General features: G+C 68.0%; 21 protein-coding genes, 1 tRNA gene and 1 pseudogene. 11 read left to right on the forward strand and 12 right to left on the reverse strand.

The window, feature by feature from the left end; all coding sequences use genetic code 11:
* Positions 1–27: 27 nt before the first annotated feature.
* The 5 genes from thrB to argS are packed head-to-tail and all read right to left on the reverse strand — an operon-like array spanning position 28 to position 6,266.
* On the reverse strand, positions 28–873 hold the full coding sequence (gene thrB, locus ACFOWZ_RS07790) for a homoserine kinase (protein ID WP_382370628.1): 846 nt from the start codon (positions 871–873) through the stop codon (positions 28–30).
* Complete coding sequence (gene thrC / locus ACFOWZ_RS07795; protein WP_382370630.1) at positions 870–1,925, reverse strand: threonine synthase; 1,056 nt, start codon at positions 1,923–1,925, stop codon at positions 870–872. The genes thrB and thrC overlap by 4 nt, the downstream gene beginning before the upstream one ends.
* Positions 1,922–3,223 carry a homoserine dehydrogenase gene (locus ACFOWZ_RS07800; protein ID WP_382370632.1) on the reverse strand — a complete coding sequence of 434 codons (1,302 nt, stop codon included), beginning with the start codon at positions 3,221–3,223 and terminating at the stop codon, positions 1,922–1,924. The genes thrC and ACFOWZ_RS07800 overlap by 4 nt, the downstream gene beginning before the upstream one ends.
* Entirely contained in the window at positions 3,220–4,638 is a 1,419-nt protein-coding gene (gene lysA / locus ACFOWZ_RS07805) for a diaminopimelate decarboxylase (RefSeq protein WP_382370634.1), read from the reverse strand. Before lysA ends, ACFOWZ_RS07800 begins: the two co-directional genes overlap by 4 nt.
* On the reverse strand, positions 4,638–6,266 hold the full coding sequence (gene argS, locus ACFOWZ_RS07810; RefSeq protein ID WP_382370636.1) for an arginine--tRNA ligase: 1,629 nt from the start codon (positions 6,264–6,266) through the stop codon (positions 4,638–4,640). Before argS ends, lysA begins: the two co-directional genes overlap by 1 nt.
* A 169-nt stretch (positions 6,267–6,435) precedes the next feature.
* Here argS and ACFOWZ_RS07815 point away from each other — a divergent pair, with 169 nt between their 5' ends.
* The 4 genes from ACFOWZ_RS07815 (at position 6,436) to ACFOWZ_RS07830 (ending at position 14,670) form a co-directional block, all read left to right on the forward strand.
* Positions 6,436–7,257: a DUF3105 domain-containing protein gene (locus ACFOWZ_RS07815; protein WP_382372603.1), complete on the forward strand. Its 822-nt coding sequence runs from the start codon at positions 6,436–6,438 to the stop codon at positions 7,255–7,257.
* Positions 7,257–7,943 carry a DUF305 domain-containing protein gene (locus tag ACFOWZ_RS07820; RefSeq protein WP_382370638.1) on the forward strand — a complete coding sequence of 229 codons (687 nt, stop codon included), beginning with the start codon at positions 7,257–7,259 and terminating at the stop codon, positions 7,941–7,943. The genes ACFOWZ_RS07815 and ACFOWZ_RS07820 overlap by 1 nt, the downstream gene beginning before the upstream one ends.
* Positions 7,944–8,080: 137 nt before the next feature.
* On the forward strand, positions 8,081–9,955 hold the full coding sequence (locus ACFOWZ_RS07825) for an acyl-CoA dehydrogenase family protein (RefSeq protein ID WP_382370640.1): 1,875 nt from the start codon (positions 8,081–8,083) through the stop codon (positions 9,953–9,955).
* 482 nt (positions 9,956–10,437) lie between these two features.
* The gene (locus ACFOWZ_RS07830) at positions 10,438–14,670 is read left to right on the forward strand and encodes a GH92 family glycosyl hydrolase (protein ID WP_382370644.1); all 4,233 of its coding nucleotides are present in this window, start codon (positions 10,438–10,440) and stop codon (positions 14,668–14,670) included.
* A 258-nt stretch (positions 14,671–14,928) separates the two neighbouring features.
* On the opposite strand, the gene ACFOWZ_RS07835 is transcribed toward ACFOWZ_RS07830, so the two are convergent.
* Positions 14,929–15,837: a cation diffusion facilitator family transporter gene (locus ACFOWZ_RS07835; protein WP_382370646.1), complete on the reverse strand. Its 909-nt coding sequence runs from the start codon at positions 15,835–15,837 to the stop codon at positions 14,929–14,931.
* Positions 15,838–15,987: 150 nt separating this feature from the next.
* Here ACFOWZ_RS07835 and ACFOWZ_RS07840 point away from each other — a divergent pair.
* Positions 15,988–16,062 (forward strand) — tRNA-Arg (locus tag ACFOWZ_RS07840).
* A 176-nt stretch (positions 16,063–16,238) separates the two neighbouring features.
* Positions 16,239–16,490, forward strand: coding sequence for a hypothetical protein (locus ACFOWZ_RS07845; RefSeq protein WP_382370648.1), 252 nt, complete (start codon positions 16,239–16,241; stop codon positions 16,488–16,490).
* A gap of 39 nt (positions 16,491–16,529) precedes the next feature.
* On the opposite strand, the gene ACFOWZ_RS07850 is transcribed toward ACFOWZ_RS07845, so the two are convergent.
* Positions 16,530–17,081, reverse strand: coding sequence for a DUF5994 family protein (locus tag ACFOWZ_RS07850; protein WP_382370650.1), 552 nt, complete (start codon positions 17,079–17,081; stop codon positions 16,530–16,532).
* A 303-nt stretch (positions 17,082–17,384) separates the two neighbouring features.
* Between ACFOWZ_RS07850 and ACFOWZ_RS07855 the strand changes: the two genes are divergently transcribed.
* From ACFOWZ_RS07855 to ACFOWZ_RS07865, 3 genes are all read left to right on the forward strand, one after another.
* Positions 17,385–17,594, forward strand: coding sequence for a hypothetical protein (locus ACFOWZ_RS07855; protein WP_382370652.1), 210 nt, complete (start codon positions 17,385–17,387; stop codon positions 17,592–17,594).
* A 277-nt stretch (positions 17,595–17,871) separates the two neighbouring features.
* On the forward strand, positions 17,872–18,363 hold the full coding sequence (locus ACFOWZ_RS07860) for an STAS domain-containing protein (RefSeq protein ID WP_382370654.1): 492 nt from the start codon (positions 17,872–17,874) through the stop codon (positions 18,361–18,363).
* Positions 18,360–19,421 carry a magnesium and cobalt transport protein CorA gene (locus ACFOWZ_RS07865; RefSeq protein ID WP_382370656.1) on the forward strand — a complete coding sequence of 354 codons (1,062 nt, stop codon included), beginning with the start codon at positions 18,360–18,362 and terminating at the stop codon, positions 19,419–19,421. The genes ACFOWZ_RS07860 and ACFOWZ_RS07865 overlap by 4 nt, the downstream gene beginning before the upstream one ends.
* A 66-nt stretch (positions 19,422–19,487) precedes the next feature.
* Here the strand turns inward: ACFOWZ_RS07865 and ACFOWZ_RS07870 are convergent.
* From ACFOWZ_RS07870 to ACFOWZ_RS07890, 5 genes and pseudogenes are all read right to left on the reverse strand, one after another.
* Positions 19,488–20,258: pseudogene (locus tag ACFOWZ_RS07870) on the reverse strand (AI-2E family transporter); the annotation flags it as partial.
* 53 nt (positions 20,259–20,311) lie between these two features.
* Positions 20,312–20,476 (reverse strand): hypothetical protein, encoded by a 165-nt coding sequence (locus ACFOWZ_RS07875; RefSeq protein ID WP_382370658.1) that lies wholly within the window; start codon positions 20,474–20,476, stop codon positions 20,312–20,314.
* 129 nt (positions 20,477–20,605) lie between these two features.
* A complete protein-coding gene (locus ACFOWZ_RS07880) occupies positions 20,606–21,355 on the reverse strand; it encodes a GAF and ANTAR domain-containing protein (protein ID WP_382370660.1) in 750 nt (249 codons plus the stop codon).
* On the reverse strand, positions 21,352–22,080 hold the full coding sequence (locus tag ACFOWZ_RS07885) for a GAF and ANTAR domain-containing protein (protein WP_382370662.1): 729 nt from the start codon (positions 22,078–22,080) through the stop codon (positions 21,352–21,354). The genes ACFOWZ_RS07880 and ACFOWZ_RS07885 overlap by 4 nt, the downstream gene beginning before the upstream one ends.
* A gap of 144 nt (positions 22,081–22,224) precedes the next feature.
* Complete coding sequence (locus tag ACFOWZ_RS07890) at positions 22,225–23,202, reverse strand: transcriptional regulator (RefSeq protein ID WP_382370664.1); 978 nt, start codon at positions 23,200–23,202, stop codon at positions 22,225–22,227.
* A gap of 515 nt (positions 23,203–23,717) precedes the next feature.
* Between ACFOWZ_RS07890 and ACFOWZ_RS07895 the strand changes: the two genes are divergently transcribed.
* Positions 23,718–24,713 (forward strand): tetratricopeptide repeat protein, encoded by a 996-nt coding sequence (locus tag ACFOWZ_RS07895; protein ID WP_382370666.1) that lies wholly within the window; start codon positions 23,718–23,720, stop codon positions 24,711–24,713.
* Between the two features lie 264 nt (positions 24,714–24,977).
* Positions 24,978–25,271, forward strand: coding sequence for a hypothetical protein (locus ACFOWZ_RS07900; protein WP_382370668.1), 294 nt, complete (start codon positions 24,978–24,980; stop codon positions 25,269–25,271).
* The last annotated feature ends 30 nt before the right edge of the window (positions 25,272–25,301 follow it).

Raw genomic sequence — 25,301 nt, forward strand, 5'->3', positions numbered from 1 at the left:
CGCATGCAACAACCGGGGTCGGGCGTGTCAGTCCAATGGACGAACGCGCACGCCGGCGGTGTCGACGTCGAGTCTCCGCACGTCGAAGCCGTGGACGTCGACCTCGGAAGGCAGGTCGCCGAACGCGATCACGGTGGGTCCCGCTCCGGACACGCAGGCGGGAACACCGAGCTTGCGAAGATCGTTGATCACACGGACGGTGTCGGGCCACGCGGGTTCGCGGTAGTTCTGGTGGAGGCGATCCTCAGTCGCGGCAAGGAGAACCGTCGGATCCGACGTCAACGCGTGCACCGCCAGGGCGGCCCGTCCCGCGGCGTGCGCTGCGTCCGCGTGCGGCACTTCGGCCGGAAGCAGGCCGCGCGTCGTCTTGGTGGACGACTCCTGGGACGGGATCAGCACGATCGGCCGCACCCGTGCGTCGGGCTCCATCCGGACAGCGCGGTAGCACTCTCCTTCTGACCACGCAACGACAACACCGCCGTACAGAGAGGCAGCGGCGTTGTCCGCGTGCCCCTCGAACTCAGCAGCGATTTGCAACGCGTCCGTGTCCAACTCGCGACCCGTCAGGGTGAATCCCGCTGCGACACCCGCCACGATCGCGGCGGCCGACGAGCCCAGTCCACGTGCGTGCGGAATCACGTTGCGGCACTTCAGGGCGAGCCCACCCGTGTAGCCGGCGGCGCGGACGGCCCGCACGACGAGATGCGACTCGTCGAGCGGGACGTCACCTGATCCGGCGCCTTCCACCGTGATCGACAGGCCGTCGGCGACGGCGACCTCGATCTCGTCGTGCAGACCGAGCGCCATGCCCAGCGCGTCGAACCCCGAACCGAGGTTCGCGGTCGACGCGGGCACGGTTACGAGGAACCTCACGCGAGCTCCAGAGCGTGCGCGACGGCGCCGGGGTCGACCGGAACCGGCTCGACCTCGGTGACGCCGAGCAACGCGGTGTCCGGGTCCTTCAGACCGTGACCGGTGACCGTGCACACGACCGTCGAGCCCTTGGGCAGCCGGCCGTCCTCGGCGGTCATCAGCAGACCGGCGATGGACGCGGCCGACGCGGGCTCGACGAAGATGCCCTCCGACGACGCCAGCAGCCGGTACGCGGCCAGGATCTGGTCGTCGGTGACGGCGTCGATGAGGCCACCGGACTCGTCACGGGCGTTGATCGCACCCGTCCACGACGCCGGCGAACCGATGCGGATCGCGGTCGCGATGGTCTCCGGGTTCGCCACCGGCTCACCGGACACCAGCGGCGCCGCGCCCGCGGCCTGGAAGCCGAACATCCGCGGCAGGCCCTTGTCGTACGACGTGTAGCCCTTCCAGTACGCGGTGATGTTGCCCGCGTTGCCGACCGGCAGGCAGTGCACGTCCGGCGCCTGCCCGAGCACGTCGGCGACCTCCCACGCGGCGGTCTGCTGACCGATGAGCCGCACGGGGTTGACCGAGTTCACCAGCGTCACGGGGTACTCGGCCGCCGTCTTGGACGCGAGCTCCAGGCAGTCGTCGAAGTTGCCGTCGATCTGCAGGATCTTCGCGCCGTGCATGACGGCCTGGGCGAGCTTGCCCATCGCGATCTTGCCGCTGGGCACCAGCACGGCCGCCGTCAGACCGGCCTTGGCCGCGTACGCCGCGGCCGAGGCGGACGTGTTGCCCGTGGAGGCGCAGATGACCGCCTTCAGACCGGACGCGAGCGCGTACGTCATCGCCACGGTCATGCCGCGGTCCTTGAACGAACCCGTCGGGTTCGCGCCCTCGACCTTGACCCACACGTCGGAACCCGTGACCGCGGACAGCCTCCGCGCGTGCACGAGCGGCGTGCCGCCCTCGTGCAGCGTCACGACCTCCGCGCCCTCGGGGATCTCGATGCGGTCCCGGTAAGCGTTGATGAGACCGGGCCAGCCAGCTCTCGCAGCGCCGCTCATTCCTCGCCCTCCACCCTCATCACGCTCACGACCTCCCGCACCACCGGGAGACCGCCGATCTTGTCCACAGTGGACCGCAGCGCGGCGTCGGTCGCCGCGTGCGTGACGATCACCAGGCTGGCGTCCTCGACGCGGCCTTCCTGGCGGACCGCGGCGATGCTCACGTCGTGCTCGGCGAACACCGCGGCGACCTGCGAGAGGACACCGGGCTTGTCCGCCACGTCGAGGCTGATGTGGTAGCGCGTGGGCGTGTTCCCCATGGGCTGCACGGGAAGCGCGGCGTAGGCCGACTCGCGCGGACCACGCCCGCTCGCGACCTTGTTGCGCGCCACGGCGACCAGGTCGCCGAGCACCGCGCTCGCCGTCGGGGCGCCACCGGCACCCTGCCCGTAGAACATCATCTCCCCCGCCGCGTCGGCCTCGACGAACACCGCGTTGAACGCGCCGTTGACCGAAGCCAGCGGGTGCGTCCTGGGGATCATGGCCGGGTGCACTCGAACGGCGACTGACTCCTGGCCGGACGGCGAGACCACGCGTTCGCAGATCGCGAGCAGCTTCACCGTGCGGCCGAGGCCCTTGGCCGCCGCGATGTCCGCCGCGGACACCGAACGGATGCCCTCGCGGTACACGTCGGCAGCCGTCACACGGGTGTGGAACGCCAGCGACGCGAGGATCGCGGCCTTGGACGCGGCGTCGAACCCGTCGACGTCCGCGGTCGGGTCGGCCTCGGCGTAACCGAGGCGCGAGGCCTCCTCGAGCGTCTCCGCGTAGCCCGCACCCGTGGCGTCCATCGCGGACAGGATGAAGTTCGTGGTGCCGTTGACGATGCCCATGACACGCGTGATCCGGTCTCCCGCAAGGGATTCCCGCAACGGGCGCAGCAACGGGATCGCGCCGGCGACGGCGGCCTCGAAGTAGAGGTCCGCACCGGACGCGTCGGCCGCCTCGAACAGGTCGGAACCGTGCTCGGCGAGCAGCGCCTTGTTCGCGGTCACGACGGACTTGCCCGCCTTCAACGCGTCCAGCAGCAGCCCGCGCGTCGGGTCGATGCCGCCGATGACCTCGACGACCACGTCCACGTCGTCCGACGAGACGAGCCCGGCGGCGTCCGTGGTGAGCAGGTGCTCCGGTACTTCGCGGTGTTTGTTCGGCCTGCGCACGGCGATGCCCGCGAGCTCAACCGGCGCGCCGATGCGCTGGGTGAGGTCCTCGGCCTGGTCCGTCAGCAGCCGAACCACCTCCGTGCCCACCGTGCCGCAACCCAGCAAGGCGACCCGAATCGGTTTCACGGCTTTCATACCTCCAGACGGAACAGATCGTCCTCGGTCTCACGACGCAGCAGCAGCCGCGCCTCTCCACCGGTCACCGCGGCGAGCGCGGGCCGTGGAAGTCGGTTGTACCCGCTCGCCATCGAGTAGCAGTAGGCCCCCGTCGCAGCGATCGCCACCAGGTCCCCCGGCGCGAGGTCGTCGGGCAGCCAGCAGTCGCGCACGACGATGTCACCGGACTCGCAGTGCTTGCCGACGACGCGGCACAGCACCGCGCGCGACTCCGGCTCCGCGGCACGTGAGACCAGTTTGCAGTCGTAGACCGCGTCGTACAGCGCGGTGCGGATGTTGTCGCTCATCCCGCCGTCGACGCTGACGTACCGGCGCCGGGCGCCACCGTCGAGCTCGACGTCCTTGATGGTGCCGACCTCGTACACGGTGACCGTGCCGGGGCCGACGATCGCGCGGCCGGGCTCGACCGCGATGCGAGGCATCTCCAGGCCGTTGTGCTCGCACTCCTTCTGCACGATGTTGTGCAGCTGCCGCGCCAGCTCGGCGGGCGGGGGCGGGTCGTCGTCCGGCGTGTACGCGATGCCGAGGCCACCGCCGAGGTCGACGACGGTCAGCGACTCGATGTCGCCGTGCTCTTCGCGGATGTCCGCGAGCAGGCCGATCACGCGACGGGCGGCGACCTCGAAGCCGGACGCGTCGAAGATCTGCGAGCCGATGTGGCTGTGCAGGCCGACGAGCTTGAGCCCGCTCGCCTTGAGCACGCGCCGCACGGCCTCGGCCGCGTCGCCGGAGGACAGCGAGAAGCCGAACTTCTGGTCCTCGTGCGCGGTCGCGATGAACTCGTGCGTGTGCGCCTCGACGCCGACCGTCACGCGGATCAGCACCGGCTGCACCACACCGCGTTCACGCGCGATCTGGTCGAGGCGCGCGATCTCGTGGTACGAGTCGAGCACGATCCCGCCGACGCCCGCCTCTACGGCCGCGACCAGTTCGGGAACGCTCTTGTTGTTGCCGTGCAACGCGATGCGCTCGGCGGGGAAGTCCGCCTTGAGGGCGATGGCGAGCTCGCCGCCGCTGCACACGTCGATCGAGAGGCCCTCTTCGGCCACCCACTTCGCGACCTGGACGCTCAGGAACGCCTTGGAGGCGTAGTGCACGAGCGTCGGGTCGCCGAACGCCTCGGCGTGCTCGCGGCAACGCGCGCGGAAGTCCTGCTCGTCCATGACGAACAGCGGGGTGCCGTACTGCTCGGCGAGCTCGCGCACGTCGACGCCCGCCAGCTCCACGACACCGGTGTCGGTGCGCCTGGCGTTGCGGGGCCACACGTGCGGCGGCAGGTGGTCGAGCTGGTCGGCGGTGCTGGGGCGGTCGCCGGCGGTGTTGCCGGGAACCACGACGTCGGCGTGCCGGGGTCCGGCCGGGTGCGCGCGCATCACATGCGCTCCGGGGCGGTCACGCCGAGCAGGCCGAGACCTGCGGCGAAGACACGCCTGGTGGCGCTGACGAGCTGAAGCCTGACCTGGTGCAACGGAGTCGTCTCCTCGTCGCCGCGCGGAAGAACGCGGCAGTCCTGCTGGAAGCGGTGGTACGTCCCCGCGAGCTCTTCGAGGTAGCGAGCCACGCGGTGCGGTTCCCGGAGTTCGGCGGCGGTGGCCACCACGCGCGGGAACTCGCCGATGGTGCGGATGAGGTCGCCCTCGCGCTCGTGGGTGAGCAGCGCGAAGTCCCCACCTGGGGTGATGCCGAGGTCGGCGGCGTTGCGCAGGATCGACGACGTGCGCGCGTGGGCGTACTGCACGTAGTAGACCGGGTTCTCGTTGCTGTGCTTGCGCAGCAGGTCGAGGTCGATGTCGATGCTGGAGTCGACCGACGACCGGACCAGCGCGTACCGGGCGGCGTCCACCCCGACCGCGTCGACCAGGTCGTCCATCGTGATCACGGTGCCGGCGCGCTTGCTCATCCGCACCGGCTGGCCACCGCTGACGAGGTTCACCAGCTGGCCGATCAGCACCTCGACGTCGTCCGCTTCGTGCCCCAGCGCCACCGCCGCGGCCTTGAGCCGGGCGGTGTAGCCGTGGTGGTCCGCCCCGAGCATGTAGATGCACAGGTCGAAGCCGCGGCCGAACTTGTTCACGAGGTAGCCGATGTCGCCCGCGATGTAGGCGGGGTTGCCGTCGCTCTTGATGACGACCCGGTCCTTGTCGTCACCGAAGTCCGTGGAGCGCAGCCACCACGCGTTGTCCTTCTCGTACAGCGAGCCGTTCGCCTTGAGCTTCGCGACGGTCTCGCCGACCACGCCGCTCTCGTACAGCGAGGTCTCGGAGAAGAACACGTCGAAGTGCGTGCCGAAGTCGCTCAGGTTGCGTTTGATCTCGTCGATCATCAGCTCGAGCCCGACGCGGCGCACCGTGTCGTGGTCGGTCAGCGCGCCCGGCTCGCGACGCAGCACCTCGGCCGCGATGTCGCCCACGTACGTGCCCGCGTAGCCGTCCTCCGGCGCGGGCTCGCCCTTGGCCGCGGCGATGAGGGACCGGGCGAACCGGTCGATCTGCGCCCCGGCGTCGTTGATGTAGTACTCGCGGGTGACGTCCGCGCCACGCGCCTGCAGCACGCGGCCGATCGCGTCGCCGACGGCCGCCCAGCGCGCGCCACCGAGGTGGATGGGGCCGGTCGGGTTCGCGGAGACGAACTCCAGGTTGATCTTCTGGCCGGCCAGCTCTGTGCCGGTGCCGTAGCCGTCCTTCAGCGCGTCCTCGACGATGGCGCCCTGGGCCTCGGTGGCGAGCGTGAGGTTGATGAAGCCCGGCCCGGCCACGTCGGCCCCGGCGATCGCGGGCTGGTCCTTCAGGGCATCGACGAGCCACGTCGCGAGGTCGCGCGGCGCGACACCGACCTTCTTGGCGAGCTGGAGCGCGACGTTCGTGGCGTAGTCCCCGTGCTCGGGGTTTCTCGGTCGCTCGACCGTCACCTGCCGGGGGGCGGTGGTGACGTCCAGGCCTCGGTCCGCCAGCAACTGGGCAACCGCGGTCCGGACGAGATCGGCGAGCGCTTCAGGGGTCACGCCCCGAGAGTTTAGAGAACTGTTGTCGCAGGTCTCGACTGGGTTACCGGGTCTCGGAGGGTGAGACGGCAAGTGTTAATGCCCACGTGGTATCGCCACGCGCTGACAGTGATCAGACACGAAGTCCCTACACTGGCGCCGGTTGACCAGGACGACATCTGAGGCGGACATGACCAGCGGCAAGAAGACGAAGGCCACACGCAACAGCGTGGCCGCAGCCCGTTCCTCGGTGGTGGCGAGCAAGCCCAAGCCGTGGGGCACGATCATCGCGGTGATCGCCGTGCTGGGCCTCGCGGGCGGCGTGTTCGGATATGCGTATTCGCAGATCCACGCGAACAACGTCAAAGAGGCCGCCCTGGCCAAGTGGAAGCCCTCGGACACGAACAAGGACCCGTCGACGCAGCTCGCGGGCATCGTGACCAAGGAGTACAAGGGCTCCCGCCACGTCCAGCCGACCCAGCGCGTCGCGTACGACCAGACCCCGGCCTTCGGCGGTCCGCACGACGGCCAGTGGGCCGACTGCACCGGCGTCGTCTACGACAAGGCCGTCCGCACGGAGAACATGGTCCACGGCCTGGAGCACGGCGCCGTCTGGATCGCGTACAACCCGGACCAGGTCAAGGACGACCAGCTGGCCAAGCTCAAGGTCAAGGTCGAGGGCGTCCCGTACATGATGATGTCGCCGTACCCCGGCCTCGACAAGCCGATCTCGCTGCAGTCGTGGGGCCACCAGCTGAAGCTGGAGAAGGCCGACGACGAGCGCGTCGACCAGTTCATCTCGTCGCTGCTGCGCAACGCGAACACCTACCCGGAGGTCGGCGCGTCCTGCGAGAACCCGCAGTTCCTGTCGAACCCGGCCCCGTTCGTGGCCGAGAAGCCGGGCGCCGACGCCGTGCCGATGGACGGCGGCGTCGACGAGTCGAAGACCGAGGGCCAGCCGAACATGAGCACGCCGCCGTCGAGCTCCGTCTCGACGCCCCCGTCGAGCTGATGAGTTCAGAGGAAACCACGTCCGAGCGCCCCTCAGGGGTCGCTCGGACCCTGGTGATCGGCGCCGCCGTTCTGGCCGTGCTGCTCCTGGGCGCGGCGGTGGGCCTGCTCGTGAAGCTGCCGGGCTCGTCGTCCTCCGCGGTCCCGGCCTCGGGCTCCGTGGACGTCGGCTTCTGCCAGGACATGGCCCAGCACCACCTGCAGGGCATCCAGATGGCCAACCTCGCCCGCGACCGCTCGAGCGACCCGGAGATCCGCCAGCTGGCGTTCGACATCGCCTCCACCCAGCTCGAACAGGTGGGGCGCATGAAGGGCTGGCTGATGATGTGGAACGAGCACGAGCAGAACGTCTCCGGCGTCTACATGGCGTGGATGAACGACTCGGGCGTCCACGGCCACGGCGCCACCACGCCTGAAGCGGGCAAGCCGCTGATGCCCGGCATGGCGGTGACCGACGAACTGACCAAGCTGCGCACGATGCCCGCAGGCCGAGACTTCGACGTGTACTTCCTCCAGCTGATGCTCCGCCACCACGTGGGCGGCGCACCGATGGCCGAGTACGCGGCCGAGCGGGCGAGCCAGCCGTTCGTCCGGACGCTGGCGGACAACATGCTGAAGTCGCAGTCCGCCGAAACCGAACTGATGAAGGACTACCTGGCCAAGCGCGGAGCCGCACCGCTGCCGTAACCCGGTACTTCCTCGATGAACGGCGCATTTGTCCACCTCAGGTGGACAAATGCGCCGTTCATGCTTTCACCCTCCAGACCTGTGGACATCCGACTACCGCTGAGTAACGTGGGTCACACCCCTACTCGGAGGTAACCATGACCGTCGACGAGCGCGCGGCCAGGCAGGTCGCCGAACAAGCACGGGAAACCCGCTGGCAGCGACCGAGCTTCGGCAAAGAGCTCTTCCTCGGTCACTTCCGCCTCGACCTGATCCACCCCCACCCGACCGGCACCGCAGAAGACCGCGAACGCGGCGAAGCGTTCCTCGAGAAGCTCCAGAAGTTCACCGAGTCGAACATCGACAACACCGTCATCGAGCGGGACGCCCAGATCCCCGACGAGGTCCTGAAAGGCCTGAAGGACCTGGGCGCGTTCGGCATGAAGATCAAGCCGGAGTACGGCGGCGTCGGACTCACCCAGGTCTACTACAACCGGGCCCTGATGCTGGTCGGCAGCGCCAGCCCGGCGATCGGCGCGATGCTGAGCGCGCACCAGTCCATCGGCGTCCCCCAGCCGATCGCGATGTTCGGCAGCCCCGAGCAGAAGCAGGAGTTCCTGCCGAGGTGCGCCAAGGGCGAGATCACGGCGTTCCTGCTCACCGAACCGGACGTCGGCTCCGACCCCGCCAGGCTCGGCACCACCGCCACCCCGGACGGCGACGACTACGTGCTCAACGGCGTGAAGCTGTGGACCACCAACGGTGTCGTGGCCGACCTCCTCGTCGTCATGGCCCAGGTCCCCGAGAAGGGCATCACCGCGTTCGTCGTGGAGGCGGACGCGGAAGGCATCACCGTCGAGAACCGCAACGCGTTCATGGGCTTGCGGGGCCTCGAGAACGGCGTGACCAGGTTCCACGAGGTCCGCGTCCCGAAGAAGAACGTCATCGGCAAGGAGGGTGCGGGCCTCAAGATCGCGCTGGCCACCCTCAACACCGGGCGCCTCAGCCTTCCCGCACTGTGCGCGGGCAGTGCGAAGTGGTGTCTGAAGATCGCCCGCGAGTGGTCCACCGAACGCATCCAGTGGGGTCTGCCGGTCGGCAAGCACGAGGCCATCGCGGGCAAGATCGCGTACATCGCGGCGACGGCCTACGCGCTGGAGGCCGTGCTGGACCTCAGCTCCGAACTCGCGGACGCCGGCAAGCACGACATCCGCATCGAGGCCGCGCTCGCGAAGCTCTACGCGTCCGAGAAGGCCTGGCTGGTGGCCGACGAGCTCGTGCAGGTCCGCGGCGGGCGCGGTTACGAGACGGCAGAGTCGCAGGCGGCGCGCGGGGAACGTGGCATCGCGGCCGAGCAGATCCTGCGGGACCTCCGGATCAACCGGATCTTCGAGGGCTCCACGGAGATCATGCACCTGCTGATCGCGCGCGAGGCCGTCGACGCCCACCTCAGCGTGGCCGGCGACATCATCGACCCCGACGCGGACCGCCAGGCCAAGATGAAGGCCGCGGCCAAGGCCGGCGGGTTCTACGCCAAGTGGTTCCCGACTCTGATCGTCGGCAAGGGGCAGAGCCCGGCCGGCTACACGGAGTTCGGGCCGCTCGCCAAGCACCTGCGGTTCGTCGAGCGGTCGGCGCGCAAGCTGGCGCGGCAGACGTTCTACGCGATGTCGCGGTGGCAGGGGAAGATGGAGCGCAAGCAGCGGTTCCTCAGCCGGATCGTGGACATCGGCGCCGAGCTGTTCGCCATCAGCGCCGCGTGCGTGCGGGCCGCGCAGGACAAGAACCCGAACGCCCAGCTGCTCGCGGACGCGTTCGCCAAGCAGGCGCGGATCAGGGTCGACGAGCTCTTCGAGAAGCTCTGGACGAACACCGACGACAGCGACGTGGCGCTGGCCAGGCAGGTCATGGACGGCAACTTCACGTGGCTGGAGGAGGGCGTGGTCGACGCGTCGATCCCCGGCCGGTGGATCGCGGACTCGACGCACCGGGAGTCGACGGCGGCGAACGTGCACCGGCCGACGCCACGCTGAGGCCCGTTACTGCACTGGGCAGGCTGATGGTGCGGGCGCGGCACCTGCCCAGTGCACGGCCGGTAGGGGGCTACGTCCCCCGCATCCCCCTACCGACTCCCCTTGCAACGGAAGGACACAACACCCTCCAGGTGGAGGTTCCGGTAACGCTAAGCCACAAAACACCGTTAACAGTTACGACGATTGAGTGAACTACCAGGTGAGGGTCGTTCGACTACTCTCAGAGAGTGACCCCGAGGGCGAGTTCGCGAGCCACTCCTCGGCCCATCGCGATGCCCCGAACGCCACCCCGGCGGACCCCGTGTCCGCAACCCTCTCAGCCGTCCACTGTGGACTCTTCCGGTCCGGCGCAGTGCGTTGACGAGTACGCGCACAACTGTTGAAAGGACAGGTTTGCAGACAATCTCCGTCCGGTCCCTTGACAACGATGTCACGTGCAGAAACGCTCCCTCGCACATGGGGCAGGCGGCGGAAGGGTTGCAATGAGGCAACTGGGGAAGAGACGAACCAGAACTCTGTTGAGCGTTGCGATCACTGCGACACTGGTGTGCGGCGTCACCACCGGCCACGCGGCCGCCGCACCAGAGGAGCAGGGCGTGGGCTTTTCTTCGTCCTTTGAGGACGGTCAACCGCAACCATCGTGGGCGAACACCGTCGAGACCGACGCGGCGGGCAACCCCAAGTCGGCGAACGTGATCGGTTCCGAGGGCACGGAGATCCCCGGCAACGTCTCCGGCAAGGTGCTGGAGGTCAAGGCCAACGGTGAGTACGCGGACGCGGGCGAGGTGAAGGAGAACCTCGTCGACGGCAGCGTCAACACCAAGTGGCTCGTCTTCGCCACCACCGGCTGGGCGTCGTTCCGCTTCGGCGAACCCCAGAAGGTCGTGAGGTACGCGCTCTCGTCGGCCAACGACGAGCCGGGCCGCGATCCGAAGAACTGGACCCTGCAGGGCTCCAACGACGGCTCGGACTGGACGGTGCTCGACACCCGCACCGGCGAGACGTTCGCCGAGCGGCTCCAGACCAAGGTCTACGAGCTCCCGGCGCCGGTGACGTACTCGCAGTACAAGCTCGACATCACGGCGAACAACGGGTCCACGAACATCGTGCAGCTCGCCGAGGTGCAGTTCTCCGACGGCACGTCCACCCCGGCGCCGCCCAACATGCGCAGCGTCGTCGGCAACGGCCCAACTGGCGGCTACACCTCGAAGTCCCGCGTCGGCTGGACGGGCGTGAAGTCGTTCCGCTTCCAGGGACGCCACACCAGCGAAGGCCGCGCCTACAGCTACAACAAGGTCTTCGACGTCGATCTCAAGGTCGGGCAGCAGACCGAGCTGTCGTACATGATCTTCCCCGACTTCGTGACCGACAACCTGAACTACCCGAGCACGTACTCGTCGGTGGACCTCGCGTTCTCCGACGGCACGTACCTGAGCGACCTCAAGGCCGTCGACCAGCACGGCGCGGTGCTGTCGCCGCAGGGCCAGGGCGCGGGCAAGTTCCTGTACGCCAACCAGTGGAACAAGGTGGCGTCCACGATCGGCGCGGTCGCGGCCGGCAAGACGATCAAGCGGATCCTGGTCGCCTACGACGGCCCCAAGGGCCCGACGGAGTTCGGCGCCTGGGTCGACGACATCAGGATCGGCGACGTCGTCAAGAAGCAGTACGCGAAGCCGTCGGACTACGTGCTGACCACGCGCGGCACGAACTCGAACGGCTCGTTCTCGCGGGGCAACAACTTCCCGGCGACCGCGGTGCCGCACGGCTTCAACTTCTGGACGCCGATGACCAACGCCGGCTCGATGTCCTGGCTGTACGAGTACCAGCAGCGCAACAACGCGCAGAACCTGCCGGTGCTGCAGGCGTTCACCGCGTCGCACGAGCCCAGCCCGTGGATGCGCGACCGGCAGACGTTCCAGGTGATGCCGTCCGACAAGGCGCCGACGCAGGACCGCGCCCTGCGCGGGTTGGCGTTCAAGCACGACAACGAGGTCGCGAAGGCGCACTACTACGGCGTGACCTTCGAGAACGGCATCAAGACCGAGATCGCTCCCACGGACCACGCGGCGGTGTTCCGGTTCACGTTCAACGACGAGGCGCAGAAGAACCTCGTCTTCGACAACGTCAACAACTCGGGCGGCCTGACGCTGGACGCCGCGACCGGGACCGTCACGGGCTTCTCGGACGTGGGCGTGGGCGAGTCGGCGGGCGCGTCGCGACTGTTCGTCTACGGCAAGGTCGACAAGGCCGTGACGGCGAGCGGCAAGCTGACGGGCGCGGGCCGCGACAACGTCGGCGGGTACTTCGCGTTCGCGGACAAGACGGTGCAGCTGCGGATCGCCACGTCGTTGATCTCGGTCGACCAGGCTCGCGCCAACCTCGACCAGGAGATCAGCGGCTCCGACACGTTCGACTCCGTGCGCGACCGCGCGCAGGCGGCGTGGGACAAGCAGCTCGGCATCATCTCGGTCGAGGGCGCGTCGGAGGAGCAGCTGATCACGCTGTACTCCAACATGTACCGGCTCTACCTGTACCCGAACTCGGGCTACGAGAAGGTCGGCGACAAGTTCCAGTACGCGTCCCCGGTGTCGCCGGCGGCCGGGCCGAGCACGCCGACGAAGACCGGCGCGAAGATCGTCGACGGCAAGATCTACGTCAACAACGGCTTCTGGGACACCTACCGCACCACCTGGCCCGCGTACAGCCTGTTCACCCCCTCCAAGGCGGGTGAGATGGCCGAGGGCTTCGTCCAGCAGTACAAGGACGGCGGCTGGATCTCGCGCTGGTCCTCCCCCGGTTACGCGGACCTGATGACCGGCACGAGCTCCGACGTGGCGTTCGCCGACGCGTACCTGAAGGGTGTCAGCAACTTCGACATCAAGGCCGCTTACGACGCCGCGGTGAAGAACGCGTCCGTGGTGCCGCCGAGCAGCGGGGTCGGCCGCAAGGGCATGGACCGCTCGGTCTTCCTCGGCTGGACCGGCCACGACCAGCTCGGTGAGGCGTGGTCGTGGGCGATCGAGGGCTACCTCAACGACTTCGGCATCGCGTCGATGGCGAAGGCGTTGCACGAGAAGACGGGTGAGAAGCGGTACTTGGAAGAACACGAGTACTTCCTCAACCGCGCCCAGAACTACGTGCTGACGTTCGACCAGCGGATCGGCTTCTTCCAGGGCCGCAACGTCGACGGCTCGTGGCGCGTCGAGGACCCTGCGAAGTACAACCCGCAGGACTGGCGCTACGACTACACCGAGACGAACGGCTGGAACATGGCGTTCACGGTGCCGCACGACGGGCAGGGCCTCGCGAACCTGTACGGCGGGCGGGACAAGCTGGCGCAGAAGCTCGACTCGTTCTTCACCTTGCCCGAGACGGCGAAGTTCCCCGGCGGCTACGGCGGCGTGATCCACGAGATGATCGAGGCGCGGGACGTGCGGATGGGCCAGTACGGACACTCCAACCAGCCGTCGCACCACATCGCCTACATGTACAACTACGCGGGCAAGCCGTCGAGCACGCAGGAGAAGGTGCGCGAGGTCCTGTCGCGGCTGTACGTGGGCTCCGAGCAGGGCCAGGGCTACGCCGGTGACGAGGACAACGGCGAGATGTCCGCGTGGCACCTGTTCTCGGCGCTGGGCTTCTACCCGTTGCAGATGGGCAAGCCGGCCTACGCGATCGGTTCGCCGCTGTTCACCAAGGCGACCGTGTCGCTCGAGAACGGCAAGAAGCTGGTGATCAACGCGCCGAAGAACAGCGCGGAGAACATCTACGTGCAGGGTGTGAAGGTCAACGGCAAGGCGTGGAACAAGACGTCGCTGCCGCACGACGTGCTCGCGGCCGGCGCCACGATCGACTTCGACATGGGCCCGGCGCCGTCGAAGTGGGGCACGGGAGTGAACGACGTGCCGGACTCGATCACCACGGGTGACGCGGTGCCCACACCGTTGCGCGACGTGTCGTCCGGCGTGTCGGTGGGTGCGCTGGTGGACAACAACTCCGGCACGTCCGCGGTGGTTCGTTCGTTCGACTTCAAGGCCGCTGACGTGAAGGAGAAGGCGGAGTTCTACACGTTGACCAACGCCAAGACGGGCACGTCCCCGTCGTCCTGGGAGCTGAAGGCCTCCTACGACGGCAAGACGTGGGCGACGGTCGACAAGCGTTCCGGTGAGAACTTCCAGTGGCAGCAGTACACCCGGTCGTTCAAGATCGCCTCGCCGGGCCGCTACAACTTCTACCGCCTGGAGTTCCCGGCCGACGTGACGCTCGCCGAGTTCGAGCTGATGTCGAAGCCGCTGCCCGCGGCCACCACCACGGTGACCGGCACCGTCAGCGGTCCGCTGCAGGTCAAGGGCGTGACCTATGTGGACGGTGCCACGATCAACGGCCCGGTGACCGTCGAGAAGGGCGCCACGCTGTACGTCTTCGGCGGCGAGATCAAGGGCCCGCTGTCGGCGTCGGAAGGTGCCTCCGTGGTGCTCGTCGGCACGCGCGTGGGCGGCCCGGTGTCGGTCAACGGCTCCACGACCGAGGTGGCCGTCGAGAACACCTCGGTCGGCGGCCCGGTGTCACTGACGTCGAACAGGACCAGGACGGTCGTGGCCTTCTCCACGGTCGGCGGCCCGTTGTCCTGCACGGGCAACAACCCGGAGCCGTCGAACAACGGGTTCGCCAACGACGTCAAGGGACCGAAGGCAGGACAGTGCACTGGTCTGTAGTGCCTAACTGAGTTCGTTCGAATGAGAAGGCCGCGTTCCGTCACGGAGCGCGGCCTTTCTCATTCACCTGAAAGGATCTATCTCCTTCGGACATACTCCGATGAGATCTTGGCAATTCGTGTGGTGGTGACCGGGGAGGCTGTTGTGGTGCCGTTCGAACGAGGCCGTGTCCGGGTCTTCGTGCCACAACCGCGCATGGTTGTTCCGTCACGGACCGGCGCCCCGTCCACTAAGGACGAGCTGCGCGACCTGCCGGCCTCACCACGAAAGCTCCCGGCACCGCTGCGCTGACGAGCCACCCTCGACCTGCAACGTGGCGTGCTCGATGCCGTACTCAGTCGCCAGCAACGACTGCGCGACCTTGAGCACATCCTCGTGATCGGCGTCCTCAGCAGTAGTGAGGTGCGCCGAAGCCACCTCCATGCCACTGGTGAGCGTCCACACGTGCAGGTCGTGCGCCTCCGTGACACCAGGCAGCGCGGTGAGCGCCTTCTGCATCTCCGTGACGTCGAGCCGCTCCGGCGCGTGCTGGAAGAGGATGTGCAAGGCGTTCTTGGCGAGCCCGTACGTCCGCGGCAACACCCAGACCCCGATCAGCACACCCATGATCGGGTCCGCGTACCGCCACCCGGTGGTGAGGATGATCAACGCCGAGACCAGCACACCAACAGACCCGATCAGGTCCGCCAGCACCTCCAGATAGGCGCCCTTGACGTTGATGCTGTCCTTCGCGCCCTCCCGCAGGACGCCGAAACTGACGAGGTTGGCCACCAACCCCAGCGACGCGGCGATGAGAACGGGCCACCCGGGCACCGCCGGCGGATCCTGGAACCGCCCTACGGCCTCGTAGATCACGTAACCGGCAACCCCGAACAACAACACGGCGTTGGCAAGCGCCGCCAGCACCTCGGCCCGGTAGAAGCCGAACGTGCGGTTCTTCCCGGCCTTGGCCCTGCGCGCCACCATGATCGCGGCCAGCGCCATCCCCACCCCGAGCACGTCGGTGAGCATGTGCGCGGCGTCGGAGATGAGGGCGAGCGAGGACGTCGCAAACCCGACGACGAACTCGACCACCATGAACGCCGCGCCGATCCCGAACGCGATCCAGAGCTTGCCGACGTGCTGCCCGCTCCCCGACGCGTGTCCATGACCGTGGCCGTGACCCATGACCAGGAACATATAGCGATATGCGCATGAGTGCAATCGGCAGCACCCCTGACCAGGCGCGGAGGTGACGGACGCCACGGTCGGACCGTTCTTGGGGGTAGGCGTGAAACGGGCTCGCTGGAGTGCGCTAGGATCTTCCGTGTTGGTAGCGCCCCCGTAGCTCAGGGGATAGAGCACCGCCCTCCGGAGGCGGGAGCGCAGGTTCGAATCCTGCCGGGGGCACCACTTTGATCAAGCGTTTCTGCAGTTCAGGATAGTTGTGCTCGGTAGCGATAGGTCGCTACCGAGCATATTTTTTGCTGGATGACGTGCGCAGGTTCGTGCCATCCAGGTCTGCCGATCAGCGGCGGCGCCGAGGAAGAGCAGCATCCAGTCACGATTCGAGGAACGTCAGAGCTTCGGTGACGAACTCGTCGTGGTCGCCTTCATCCGGGCACTGGGCCACGACCAGGCCGACGGCGAGCCGAGGTCACCACGAGGTCACCACCGAGCTCAGCGGGCAGTGCCCGCAGCGCGTCGGCGTGCGCGCAGTCGGCGGGCGACCCGCCAAGGACTCCGGTCAGCGGTGGTGGGCGCGAATGCCGGCCGTTCAACATCGCCGGCTCGCCAGACAGGTCGTGCGGTCCACCGCGTCGCCGCTCGACTCGGAATGAGACGCCGTGCCGCTCAGTCTCGAACTGGAAGCGTCCGGGTCACCTGATGTGGCCGCCTTCGGCTTCCCACCGTTCTTCGGCCGGCTCTGCCGGGCGGGACCTGGGAACGATCACGAGGCTGAGGTCGTGGGTTTCCAGCAGCACGCCGTTGGCGGCCAGGATGTCGGCGACGCTCGCGGTCGAGTCGCGGTCGGCGACCGACCTCAGCACCGCGCGTGCCACACCTGCTGGGATGGCGGGCGGCACGACGAGCAGGCTGACCCTCCGGCGGTCGGATCCGATCACCACGACGGTGTGCGGATCGATCGACCGGAAGCCCTCGAATCGAACCATCCGGCCGTCGACGGGTGCTTTCCTGGCGACTGGGCCCCAGGTGTCCAGGTGGTAGGAGACACGGTTGACCGGGCCCACCCAGGCGCCGAGTGCGGCGATCAGGGCGGGGAACTCGGCTGCTGGGTCGTCCGACCACGGCCACCAGCCACCGGCGACGGGTTTGAGTGCCGTCCCCGCCGGCTTCATCTGCAAGCGCAACGAGAGGTCGCGATGGTCAGTCGGTGGCGTGCGGGTGGGACTGAGCTGATCCGAGATCATCTCGGAGCTCCTGCCTCCGGTTCACCCGATGAGTGAGCGCCGGGATTGCTCCTGCGCCTGAGGCGGCACCTGCGACACCGCGGTGCTCGTTCGCCTCTGGTGCCCTCAGCCTACGCCGATGAACCCCTGGCAGCACTGGCCAGAAGGCGGCTGGACCGTGTCGTGCGCACGGCTTGGCGCCTTGCGTGTGCGGCCGGCGCAGGCCGAGGCGCGCGATGATCAAACGTTGTCCTGACAAGCGAGTAGTGTTCCTGGAAGTGCCCTGGACCCCGGCATGACGGCAGCCGACCGAGGGGCACTCTCATGGCGCAGGTCGATCAGCTTTCCGCTACCACGACGCTCATGGGGATTGCGGAGCCCCACCAGAGCACGGTCGCATCCATCCTGGGTGCTGCCGGCCTGGGCGTTTTCAGCGCGGCCGAAGCCGAACTGATGATCGACCGGATCCGCGCGCTCGCCACCGGTGATGCAGCGGACGCCCTTCCAGTCAGTCCTAATGGGACAGCCACATGACTCCCGGGTCGGCACACGTCCGGCCGCCGGCGAGCCCGCCGGCGCCAAGTCTTGGCAACTTCCATCACGCCGAACCCGCCTGACCGCATCCGCGTCACGACACGGGTGACCGGAAGGGCGGGTCGACCATGAAGATCGCGCGCTGGCAAGAAAACGTTTTCATCCTCAGTTCTCCACAACCGCCTTCGCCGCACGGTGAGGCCGGTATCGAGCTTCGAACGAAGTCCGACTCGACCCTCTCCCGAACCTGACGAAGAACTACCAGGAGATGTCCCCCATGACGCCCTCCCTCCAGCGCACGCCGACGAACCGTCCGAGGCGCGCAGCTGCTGTCCAACCAGATTTCCAGCCAGATGGGGAGATTCTGAGTGTCACCGTGTGCCCGGCCCCGCCCGGTGCGTTCGTGGTCGCCGTGCACGGCGAGGTGGACAGGTCCACCGGCCCGCTGCTGTGTGACCGCCTCCTCCATCACTTGCGGCCGGCTCACCCACGTCTGGTCATAGACCTCACCGATGTGAGTTTCTTCGGAGCAGCCGGGCTCACCGTCCTGGTCACTGTCAGGGAAGCGGCAGAGACGGCCGGCGTCAGGCTGTGTCTCGTCGCAGGCACTCGAGTGGTGCTTCGGCCGCTGGCGATCACCGGACTGGACGAGTTGTTCGATGTCTGTCCCGACGTCGCCCACGCCCGGCTGCGCCCAGGCGACGTTGCCGACGATGACTGCATCCTGCCAGGGCCGCGCGCTGGGCCCGGTACGCCGTCCTCGGTGTGACCTCCGGCAAGGAGTACCAGCAGTTGCCTTCAGAAAACAGCAGCATCATCAACAACGTCGTCTACTCGGACGGGCGGCATGCCGCGTCCCCAGCCACCCTGGCCGACACCTTCCAACTGATCGAGGCGCAGCCCGACAGCACGGCCTGGATCGGCCTCTACCGACCCGCCGAGGCACAGCTCATGGACGCGGCCACCCAGCTCGGGCTGCACGAACTGGCGGTGGAAGACGCCATCACGGCCCACCAGCGCCCGAAACTGGAACGCTACGGCGACACCCGGTTCGTGGTACTGCGCTCGGCCAGCTACCGCGATGACACCGAACGGGTCGAGTTCGGTGAGCTGCACCTGTTCGTGGGTCCCAATTTCGTGCTCACGGTTCGGCACACCGACCCACCGGACCTGGCCGGCGTGCGGCAGCGGCTGGAGAACCAGCCGCACCTGCTGCGGCTGGGCCCCGAGGCGGTGCTGTACGCCGTGCTGGACGCGGTGGTCGACGGCTACCCGCCCGTGGTGTCCGGACTGCACAACGACATCGAAGAGATCGAGACCCAGGTGTTCAGCCGTGACCCGAACGCCTCCCGGCGAATCTACGAGCTGTCCCGTGAGGTGATGGAGTTCCAGCGCGCCACCCACCCGCTCCTCACGATCCTCGACAACTTCTCAGCCGGGTTCGCCGAGCACGGCGTCGACGAGGAACTTCAGCGCCACCTGCGCGACGTGGCCGACCACGTCATCAGCGTGGTCGAGCAGGTCGACGGCTTTCGCGGCGTGCTCGCCGACATCCTCGCCGTCAACACCACCCTGGTCACCCAAGCGCAGAACGAGGAGATGCAACGCCTCGCCGAGGCCAGCAACGCGCAGAACGAGCAGATCAAGAGGATCTCCTCATGGGCGGCGATCCTGTTCGCTCCCACCCTGATCGGGACGATCTACGGGATGAACTTCCGCCACATGCCCGAGCTGAACTGGATGTGGGGATACCCGTTCGCGCTGCTGCTCATGGCGCTGGTCTGCACCGGCCTGTACTTCGTGTTCAGACGCCGCGGCTGGCTCTGACCCGACAGGTCCGGCGTCCGGCGCTGCGGCGCGGTGGTGCCAGACGTCGCGCAGGACGACCGGGATGGCGAGCAGGGCGCCGAGTATTCCGGCAAGTTCGGTCGCCAGCAGCAACGCGACGAGCACGGTCAACGGGTTGAGCCGGACCGTGCGGGAGAAGATCACCGGCTGGAGCAGGTGGTTCTCCAACTGCTGGTAGACGATGAAGAAGATGATCACGGTGATGGCCGCGGGCAGCGAGTGGATGAGCGCGGCGACGCCGGCGACCACCGCGCCGAGGGTGGCGCCCACCAGAGGGATCAGGTCGGCTATTGCGACGAAGACCGCGATCAGCTCGGCGAACGGCACTTCGAGGATCTTCAGCACGATGTAGGTGAGCATGCCGCAGATCACGCTGATGAGCAGGTTGCCGGTGATGTAGCCGGTGACGGTCTTCGCGCACTCGCGGCCGACGCGGTGGATGCGCTGCGCGCGTTGCGGCGGGAAGAGCGCGAGCATCCCGTCGATCACTTTGGGGCCTTGCAGCACCGCGAGGTAGGCCAGCACGAAGATGGAGATGGTCGCGACGATCCCGGTGACCGCACTGCGCAGCAAGTTCAGCGCCGGGGTGCCGAGGCCGGTGGCGAACTGCCGGATGCGTTCTTCGTTGTCGCGGGGGAACTCCAGCGCGTTGGTGCGCTCCGGCAGAGTCCCGACAGGGCCTCTGCCGCCGCGTGCGTCGGCGATCATGTCGGGCAACCGTGCCGCCAGCTGCGTGCCCTGCTCGGCCAGCGGTAGGGCGAAGAGCGTGAGCACGCCGCCGAACGCCAGGAAGACCACGAGGAACACGAGGAACACGACCAGTGTCGCCAGCGAGCGGCGGCATCAGCTGACACGGTTCTGCAGCCAGTTCACCGCCGGGTAGAGCGCGACGGTGAAGACGACCGCGATGGCATCCACACCAGAACTCGTTGGACGTGCATGACGAACACCACGGCCACGACCGTGGCCAGGGTCAGCCCGATGGTCGCGAGGATGGTCCGCGCGGGAACCCTGTAGGCGCGCTCGCTCGGCATCGTGCGACTCCCGTCCCGGTCGTCTCATGACCGTTCTCGGGCAGCGCCGAGGACGGCGCCAGTCCGGCTCCCGACGCGCGAAGTGCTCTCTGCTCGGTCGAATTCACGCCGGTGGACTGCGCCGCCTCTCTAACGGTGTGACCCGAGATTGTCGATCCCCGTCAGTTCGGCGATCTCGGGCGATCGCGAGACCACCTGCTTCGCGACGTCCGACAGCAGCTGGTTGTGGGTGCGTGCGTAGTTCCGCATCAGGGAGAACGCGTCCTCGACACCGATCTGCAGGCGTTCGGTCAGGATGCCCTTGGCCTGTTCGATGACCACGCGGCTGTTGAGGGCGTTCTGCAGCTGTTCGGTGACCATCTCGCTGTGCCGGAGCGCACGGACCTGGAGAATGCTGATCGTCGCGACGTTGGCGAAGGACTGAGCCAGCTCGACCGCCTCCTCCGGGATGACCCCGGGGGAGGTCCGGAACAGGTTCAGCGCGCCGACGATCTGATCACGCAGTCGCATCGGCACCGCGTGGACGGCGGAGAATCCCTGTTCGCGCGCCGCGAGCGTGAACCGGGGCCAGCGTTGCGGCTCCTGGGCCAGGTCGTCGCACGCCACCGGCTGCCCGGTGCGGAAGCAGTCCAGGCAGGGGCCCTCCTCGTCCTGCAGCTGGAACAGCTCCAGCATCCTGGCCTGCTCGGTGGACGCGGCCACCAGGTTCAGCGCACCCCGCTGATCCGCCAGCAGGATCCCGACCGCGTCGACCTCCAGCAGCTCGGCACAGCGTTCGGTCAGGGTGTGCAGGAAGTCGATGGCGTCGAACCTCAGCACGAGCGTGTCCGCCAGTTCGACGAAGGTCTGAGCGATCCGCCGGTCCAACACGTGACTCACCTCTTTTTCTCATGGTTGGTATCCGGGGTGAACCTCAGTTTGCGCGCGACCACGTCGGCCGCGACCTCAGACAGGCGGCGGCCGGTGAGGAACGCATGGGCCCGCAACCGCAGGAACGCCTCGCCGAGATCGGTGTCCAGCTGCACCGACACCATCCCGGTGGCCTGGTGCACCACTCCCCACCGGCGCTCCGGCTCCGTGCCCCACAGGTCGGCGCCGTCCTGCGACGCCGGTGTCGCGGGCCGCCCGAGCAGCAGCGTTGTCGCGGTGTCGGCGAACAGCAGCGCGTCCGCGAGCTCGTCCTGCGACAACGGGCCGCCGACGTGCCGGCAGATCTCCAGCGCGCCCAGCGCGATCGCCCCGAGCGTCAGGGGGATCACGAAGACCGCCGCCACCCCCGCCGCGACCGCGGCCGGAGCGAACACGGGCCAGCGACTCGCACTCCACCCGTCCGCCAGATCGGACACGAACACCGGGTGGTTCTGCCGCAGAGCCTCCGACACCGGCCCCTCACCCACCGTCGCCTGCAACTCGGCCATCTCGTCGCCGGTGACTCCGGCGACTTCCAGTGGTTGCGCGCTACCGACCAGATAGACCGCGACGCCGGCCGCGTTCAGGCCGACCTTGCAGGCAAGACAGACATGGCGGACGTCGACGGGCACCTGGTCGGCCCTGGCGATCTCATTGATCACGACGAGCAGGTCGAGATGCCGATTCGTGCCCACTCCGGTCACTCCTCGCCATTGTGATCTCGTACGTACGGACTCTAGTCCTTCACGCGCCCGCTGCCAGACTCCGGTTACGGGAGCGATCGGGACCAGTGCGGGGGTGGCGCTCGTCGAACACAGCAGCTCCAACCGCGGAACGTGTCAGCGCGGCCCCGCCGGTGTACCGACATGAGCGGCGACACACGTGGCGAGTTCGCGTGCGCCGGCGTGCGAGCGGTGCTGCTCCGCGTGCTCGCCGAGCGGGCGGATGCGGTCACGGACGCGTGCTGAGGCCAGCTGTTCGGCGGATGCCAGCGCTCGGAATCCGACGGCAACGCCTTGGTCGAGGTCCCGGTCGAGCAGATGGTTGATGGACAGCAGGATGAGGCTGAACGCGCGGCTGCGGGCCATGTCGTCGCCGTAGTCGCCGACTGCTTCAGTGAGCAGCGGAATCGCGTTCCGGGTGTGGTGAGGGTTCACGGTGAGGGCAAGATCGGTGTGGACGGCACCGGTCACGGCGGAAAGATCGGTCTCGGTGAAGAACCTGGCCCAGGAGGGCACAGCGGTGTGGTCGGCGGCCGCGAAGTGACTCCGGCCGCGGTCGAGGTCGGCGAGCGTCTGAGCACCGTCTCCCTTCCTCGCGTGGGTCCACGCCGCGTTCACCGACAGGATGCTGGCCGCGATCTCGTCACCCGGCCCGGCTGCCGCGAGCCGGCCCAGCTCGAAGTGGTCCAAAGCCTCGTCGAGGCTCCCGTGGTGCAAACACACGCGTCCGAGCCGATAACAGATGTTGGCGACCAGGCTGTTGCTCCGGCCCCACCCCGCGTGTATCAGCGCTTCGGCGAAGTGCACGTGGGCGCTGCCGACCAGGCCGACGTCGAAGGACACCCAGCCGGCGAGGTTGTACAGATCGCCCAGCGCCACGTGCAGCCGCCGTTGCACGTACTCGGCGGCTGACGCCTCGAGCATCAGCCGCCCGTCCCCCATCCGCGTGCGGACCGCGGCGAGACTGGCACCCCCGCCGAGGCGGTAGTCCATCAGGCGCAAGGCGTCTGTCTCCGCCTCCAACCGCTCCACATCGGACAGACTGATCCTGCGCGGTGCACGTTCCGCGCCAGGAAGGAAATCCGGGGTCGCCATGGCGGCACTCCTGTCAGCCGGTACTGAAGGAAGTGGGCGCCGCCGGGGTCCAGGGCGGTTACCCGCCCCCGGCCAGCGGCTGGTCAGCCGCAGAACTGGGAGCGGAACGAACATTCGTCGACATGACTCGACCGGTGTCAACCTAGCTGAGCTCACGGGCGACCGCTGCCACCGAACGGGGCGGCAGCAGACGGGTGAACGGACGTGGGCGTGGTCGCCGGGAATCAGTCGCCACTGCGGGGTGCACAACGCATTGGCGGAAACTCGGTCACGCTCAAGATGCGGTGCAGCCTGCAGTGCTTTGTTGTTGCTCGACAAGAGCGGACACCGCCGTTGCCGGCCGCGGGCTTCGGTCCGTCGAACGGCGGCACACCCGGCCGAGGAGCCGGCCTGTCCTCTGTGGTGATCAGGGTTTCCTGGCCTGGCGGCTCGCCGAGTCGTCAGCCGGATGGTCGCTCGACCGCTCCGGACCTCGGCGGTGCCCACTTCTCCGTCCGCACGCCAGGAGAGTCGCCGTGGCCGCTCCGCACCTTCTTCCTGCCCCTCTGTCGATCGGTGCCTCCGACGTCGCACGGATGGAGTCGGACACGCACGCTCTGCGCGCGCTGGACTACCGGCACGGCGGCGAGGCCTGCCTCGATGCCGTCCGGCTCCGAGTGCGCGAGTGCGAGGAGACGGCCGAAGCCTCCGCGACGCCGGTGGTGCGCCAGCGGCTGCACGTCGCCTTGGCCGATCTGCACAACCTCGCCGGCTGGGTGTGCTTCGACGCGGGCCTGGCCGGCAGTGCCCGCGGACACTTCCGCCACGCCCTGGTGCTGGCCGGCCGCGGCCGCCACAGCGGGCTGATCGCCAACATCTGCTACCGGCTCGGACGCGTGTGCCTGCATCAGGGAAACCTCGACGACGCGCTCGGGTACTTCGAACTCGGGCAACGTGACGTGACCCGGCCTGGCGACGAGATCGGGGCCAGCATCCTGTCCATGAACGCCGCGTGGGCACACGCCAAACAGGGTGACGAGGACATGGCGTGCGTTCTGCTCAACCGCGGCAAGGAGCACTTCGCCGCCGCCGGCGACACCCCTGTGCCCGAGTGGGCGAAGTTCTTCACCGAGAACGACCTGTCTGCCCTGGCCGGTGCCGTCCACACCGATCTGGCCCGCACCGCGAACCCGCGCCACACCCGCATCGCCATTCCACTGCTGACCAGAGCGATCGGCGGTTACGGCGACGCGATGGCCCGCAGCCGCGCCTTCAGCCACATCCTCCTGGCGATCAACCACCTCGTCGAAGGGAACATCGACGGTGCGGTGGACATCGGATTCCGGGCGATGGTGTCCACTGAGGACATCGGCTCGGCCCGCGTCCGTGATCGTCTCCGCCCGCTCGGCCTGCTCGCGCGGCGACACGGCTCCCACGCGGGCGCACGGGAACTGTCCGCGCGCATCGCCGGTATCGCGGCCCCGGTCAAGCAGTTCTCGCGAACAGCCCGCTCGCTCCCGCCGGGGTCTTGATTCTGCAATCCGCGGAATTTGTGCGATTCGCCACCATGTTACACGCGAATGAAACTCAAATCAGTTCCAAAAGATCACCAAGAGTGCCTCTCACCTGCGAAGACCGGCAACCAAAAATCATGCTTCACATTCAGCCGAGCACAGCCTGAATGGTGTAGAGTTGATTTTGCCGAGGAACACCTCGTACGTGAGCGGTCAAGCCCACGTCGTACTCGGCGAAAAAACTGAACCGGCCGTTTCTCCGGCCGGAGACGGGAGCCCGGCATGATGTCGGCATCCCACCTTCCCACCGCACCACCGGCCGTCCCGTCCTCCGAGCGGCCTCGACGTTCGCCGCGCACACTGCTCGCCGAACTGGGCGATGTGCTCTGGCTGAGCTACTACCACCTCGCCGCCGGCTGGCGCCGGACTCGGCTCGAGGGGTTCGTCGCACGCCCCGTGCACACCATCGATCTCGCCACGCTGGACGGACACCGCCTCACAGTGCCCGCGCGCCAGGGCCGGGTCGCGGTGCACGTGCTGCACCTGGACGGTCACCCCCCGCACCGGGTGCGTTGACCACTCGTCAGCGCAGTCCACAGTGGAGCT

Source organism: Lentzea rhizosphaerae, assembly GCF_042649515.1.
GTDB lineage: Bacteria > Actinomycetota > Actinomycetes > Mycobacteriales > Pseudonocardiaceae > Lentzea > Lentzea aerocolonigenes.

Bases quoted from the DNA above. Each gene is read 5' to 3' on its own strand.
- thrC (WP_382370630.1), bottom strand. From the start codon at position 1,925: ATGAGCGGCGCTGCGAGAGCTGGCTGGCCCGGTCTCATCAACGCTTAC.
- ACFOWZ_RS07800 (WP_382370632.1), bottom strand. From the start codon at position 3,223: ATGAAAGCCGTGAAACCGATTCGGGTCGCCTTGCTGGGTTGCGGCACG.
- lysA (WP_382370634.1), bottom strand. From the start codon at position 4,638: ATGCGCGCGCACCCGGCCGGACCCCGGCACGCCGACGTCGTGGTTCCC.
- ACFOWZ_RS07815 (WP_382372603.1), top strand. From the start codon at position 6,436: ATGACCAGCGGCAAGAAGACGAAGGCCACACGCAACAGCGTGGCCGCA.
- ACFOWZ_RS07820 (WP_382370638.1), top strand. From the start codon at position 7,257: ATGAGTTCAGAGGAAACCACGTCCGAGCGCCCCTCAGGGGTCGCTCGG.
- ACFOWZ_RS07825 (WP_382370640.1), top strand. From the start codon at position 8,081: ATGACCGTCGACGAGCGCGCGGCCAGGCAGGTCGCCGAACAAGCACGG.
- ACFOWZ_RS07830 (WP_382370644.1), top strand. From the start codon at position 10,438: ATGAGGCAACTGGGGAAGAGACGAACCAGAACTCTGTTGAGCGTTGCG.
- ACFOWZ_RS07835 (WP_382370646.1), bottom strand. From the start codon at position 15,837: ATGGGTCACGGCCACGGTCATGGACACGCGTCGGGGAGCGGGCAGCAC.
- ACFOWZ_RS07850 (WP_382370650.1), bottom strand. From the start codon at position 17,081: ATGATCTCGGATCAGCTCAGTCCCACCCGCACGCCACCGACTGACCAT.
- ACFOWZ_RS07855 (WP_382370652.1), top strand. From the start codon at position 17,385: ATGGCGCAGGTCGATCAGCTTTCCGCTACCACGACGCTCATGGGGATT.
- ACFOWZ_RS07860 (WP_382370654.1), top strand. From the start codon at position 17,872: ATGACGCCCTCCCTCCAGCGCACGCCGACGAACCGTCCGAGGCGCGCA.
- ACFOWZ_RS07875 (WP_382370658.1), bottom strand. From the start codon at position 20,476: ATGCCGAGCGAGCGCGCCTACAGGGTTCCCGCGCGGACCATCCTCGCG.
- ACFOWZ_RS07890 (WP_382370664.1), bottom strand. From the start codon at position 23,202: ATGGCGACCCCGGATTTCCTTCCTGGCGCGGAACGTGCACCGCGCAGG.
- ACFOWZ_RS07900 (WP_382370668.1), top strand. From the start codon at position 24,978: ATGATGTCGGCATCCCACCTTCCCACCGCACCACCGGCCGTCCCGTCC.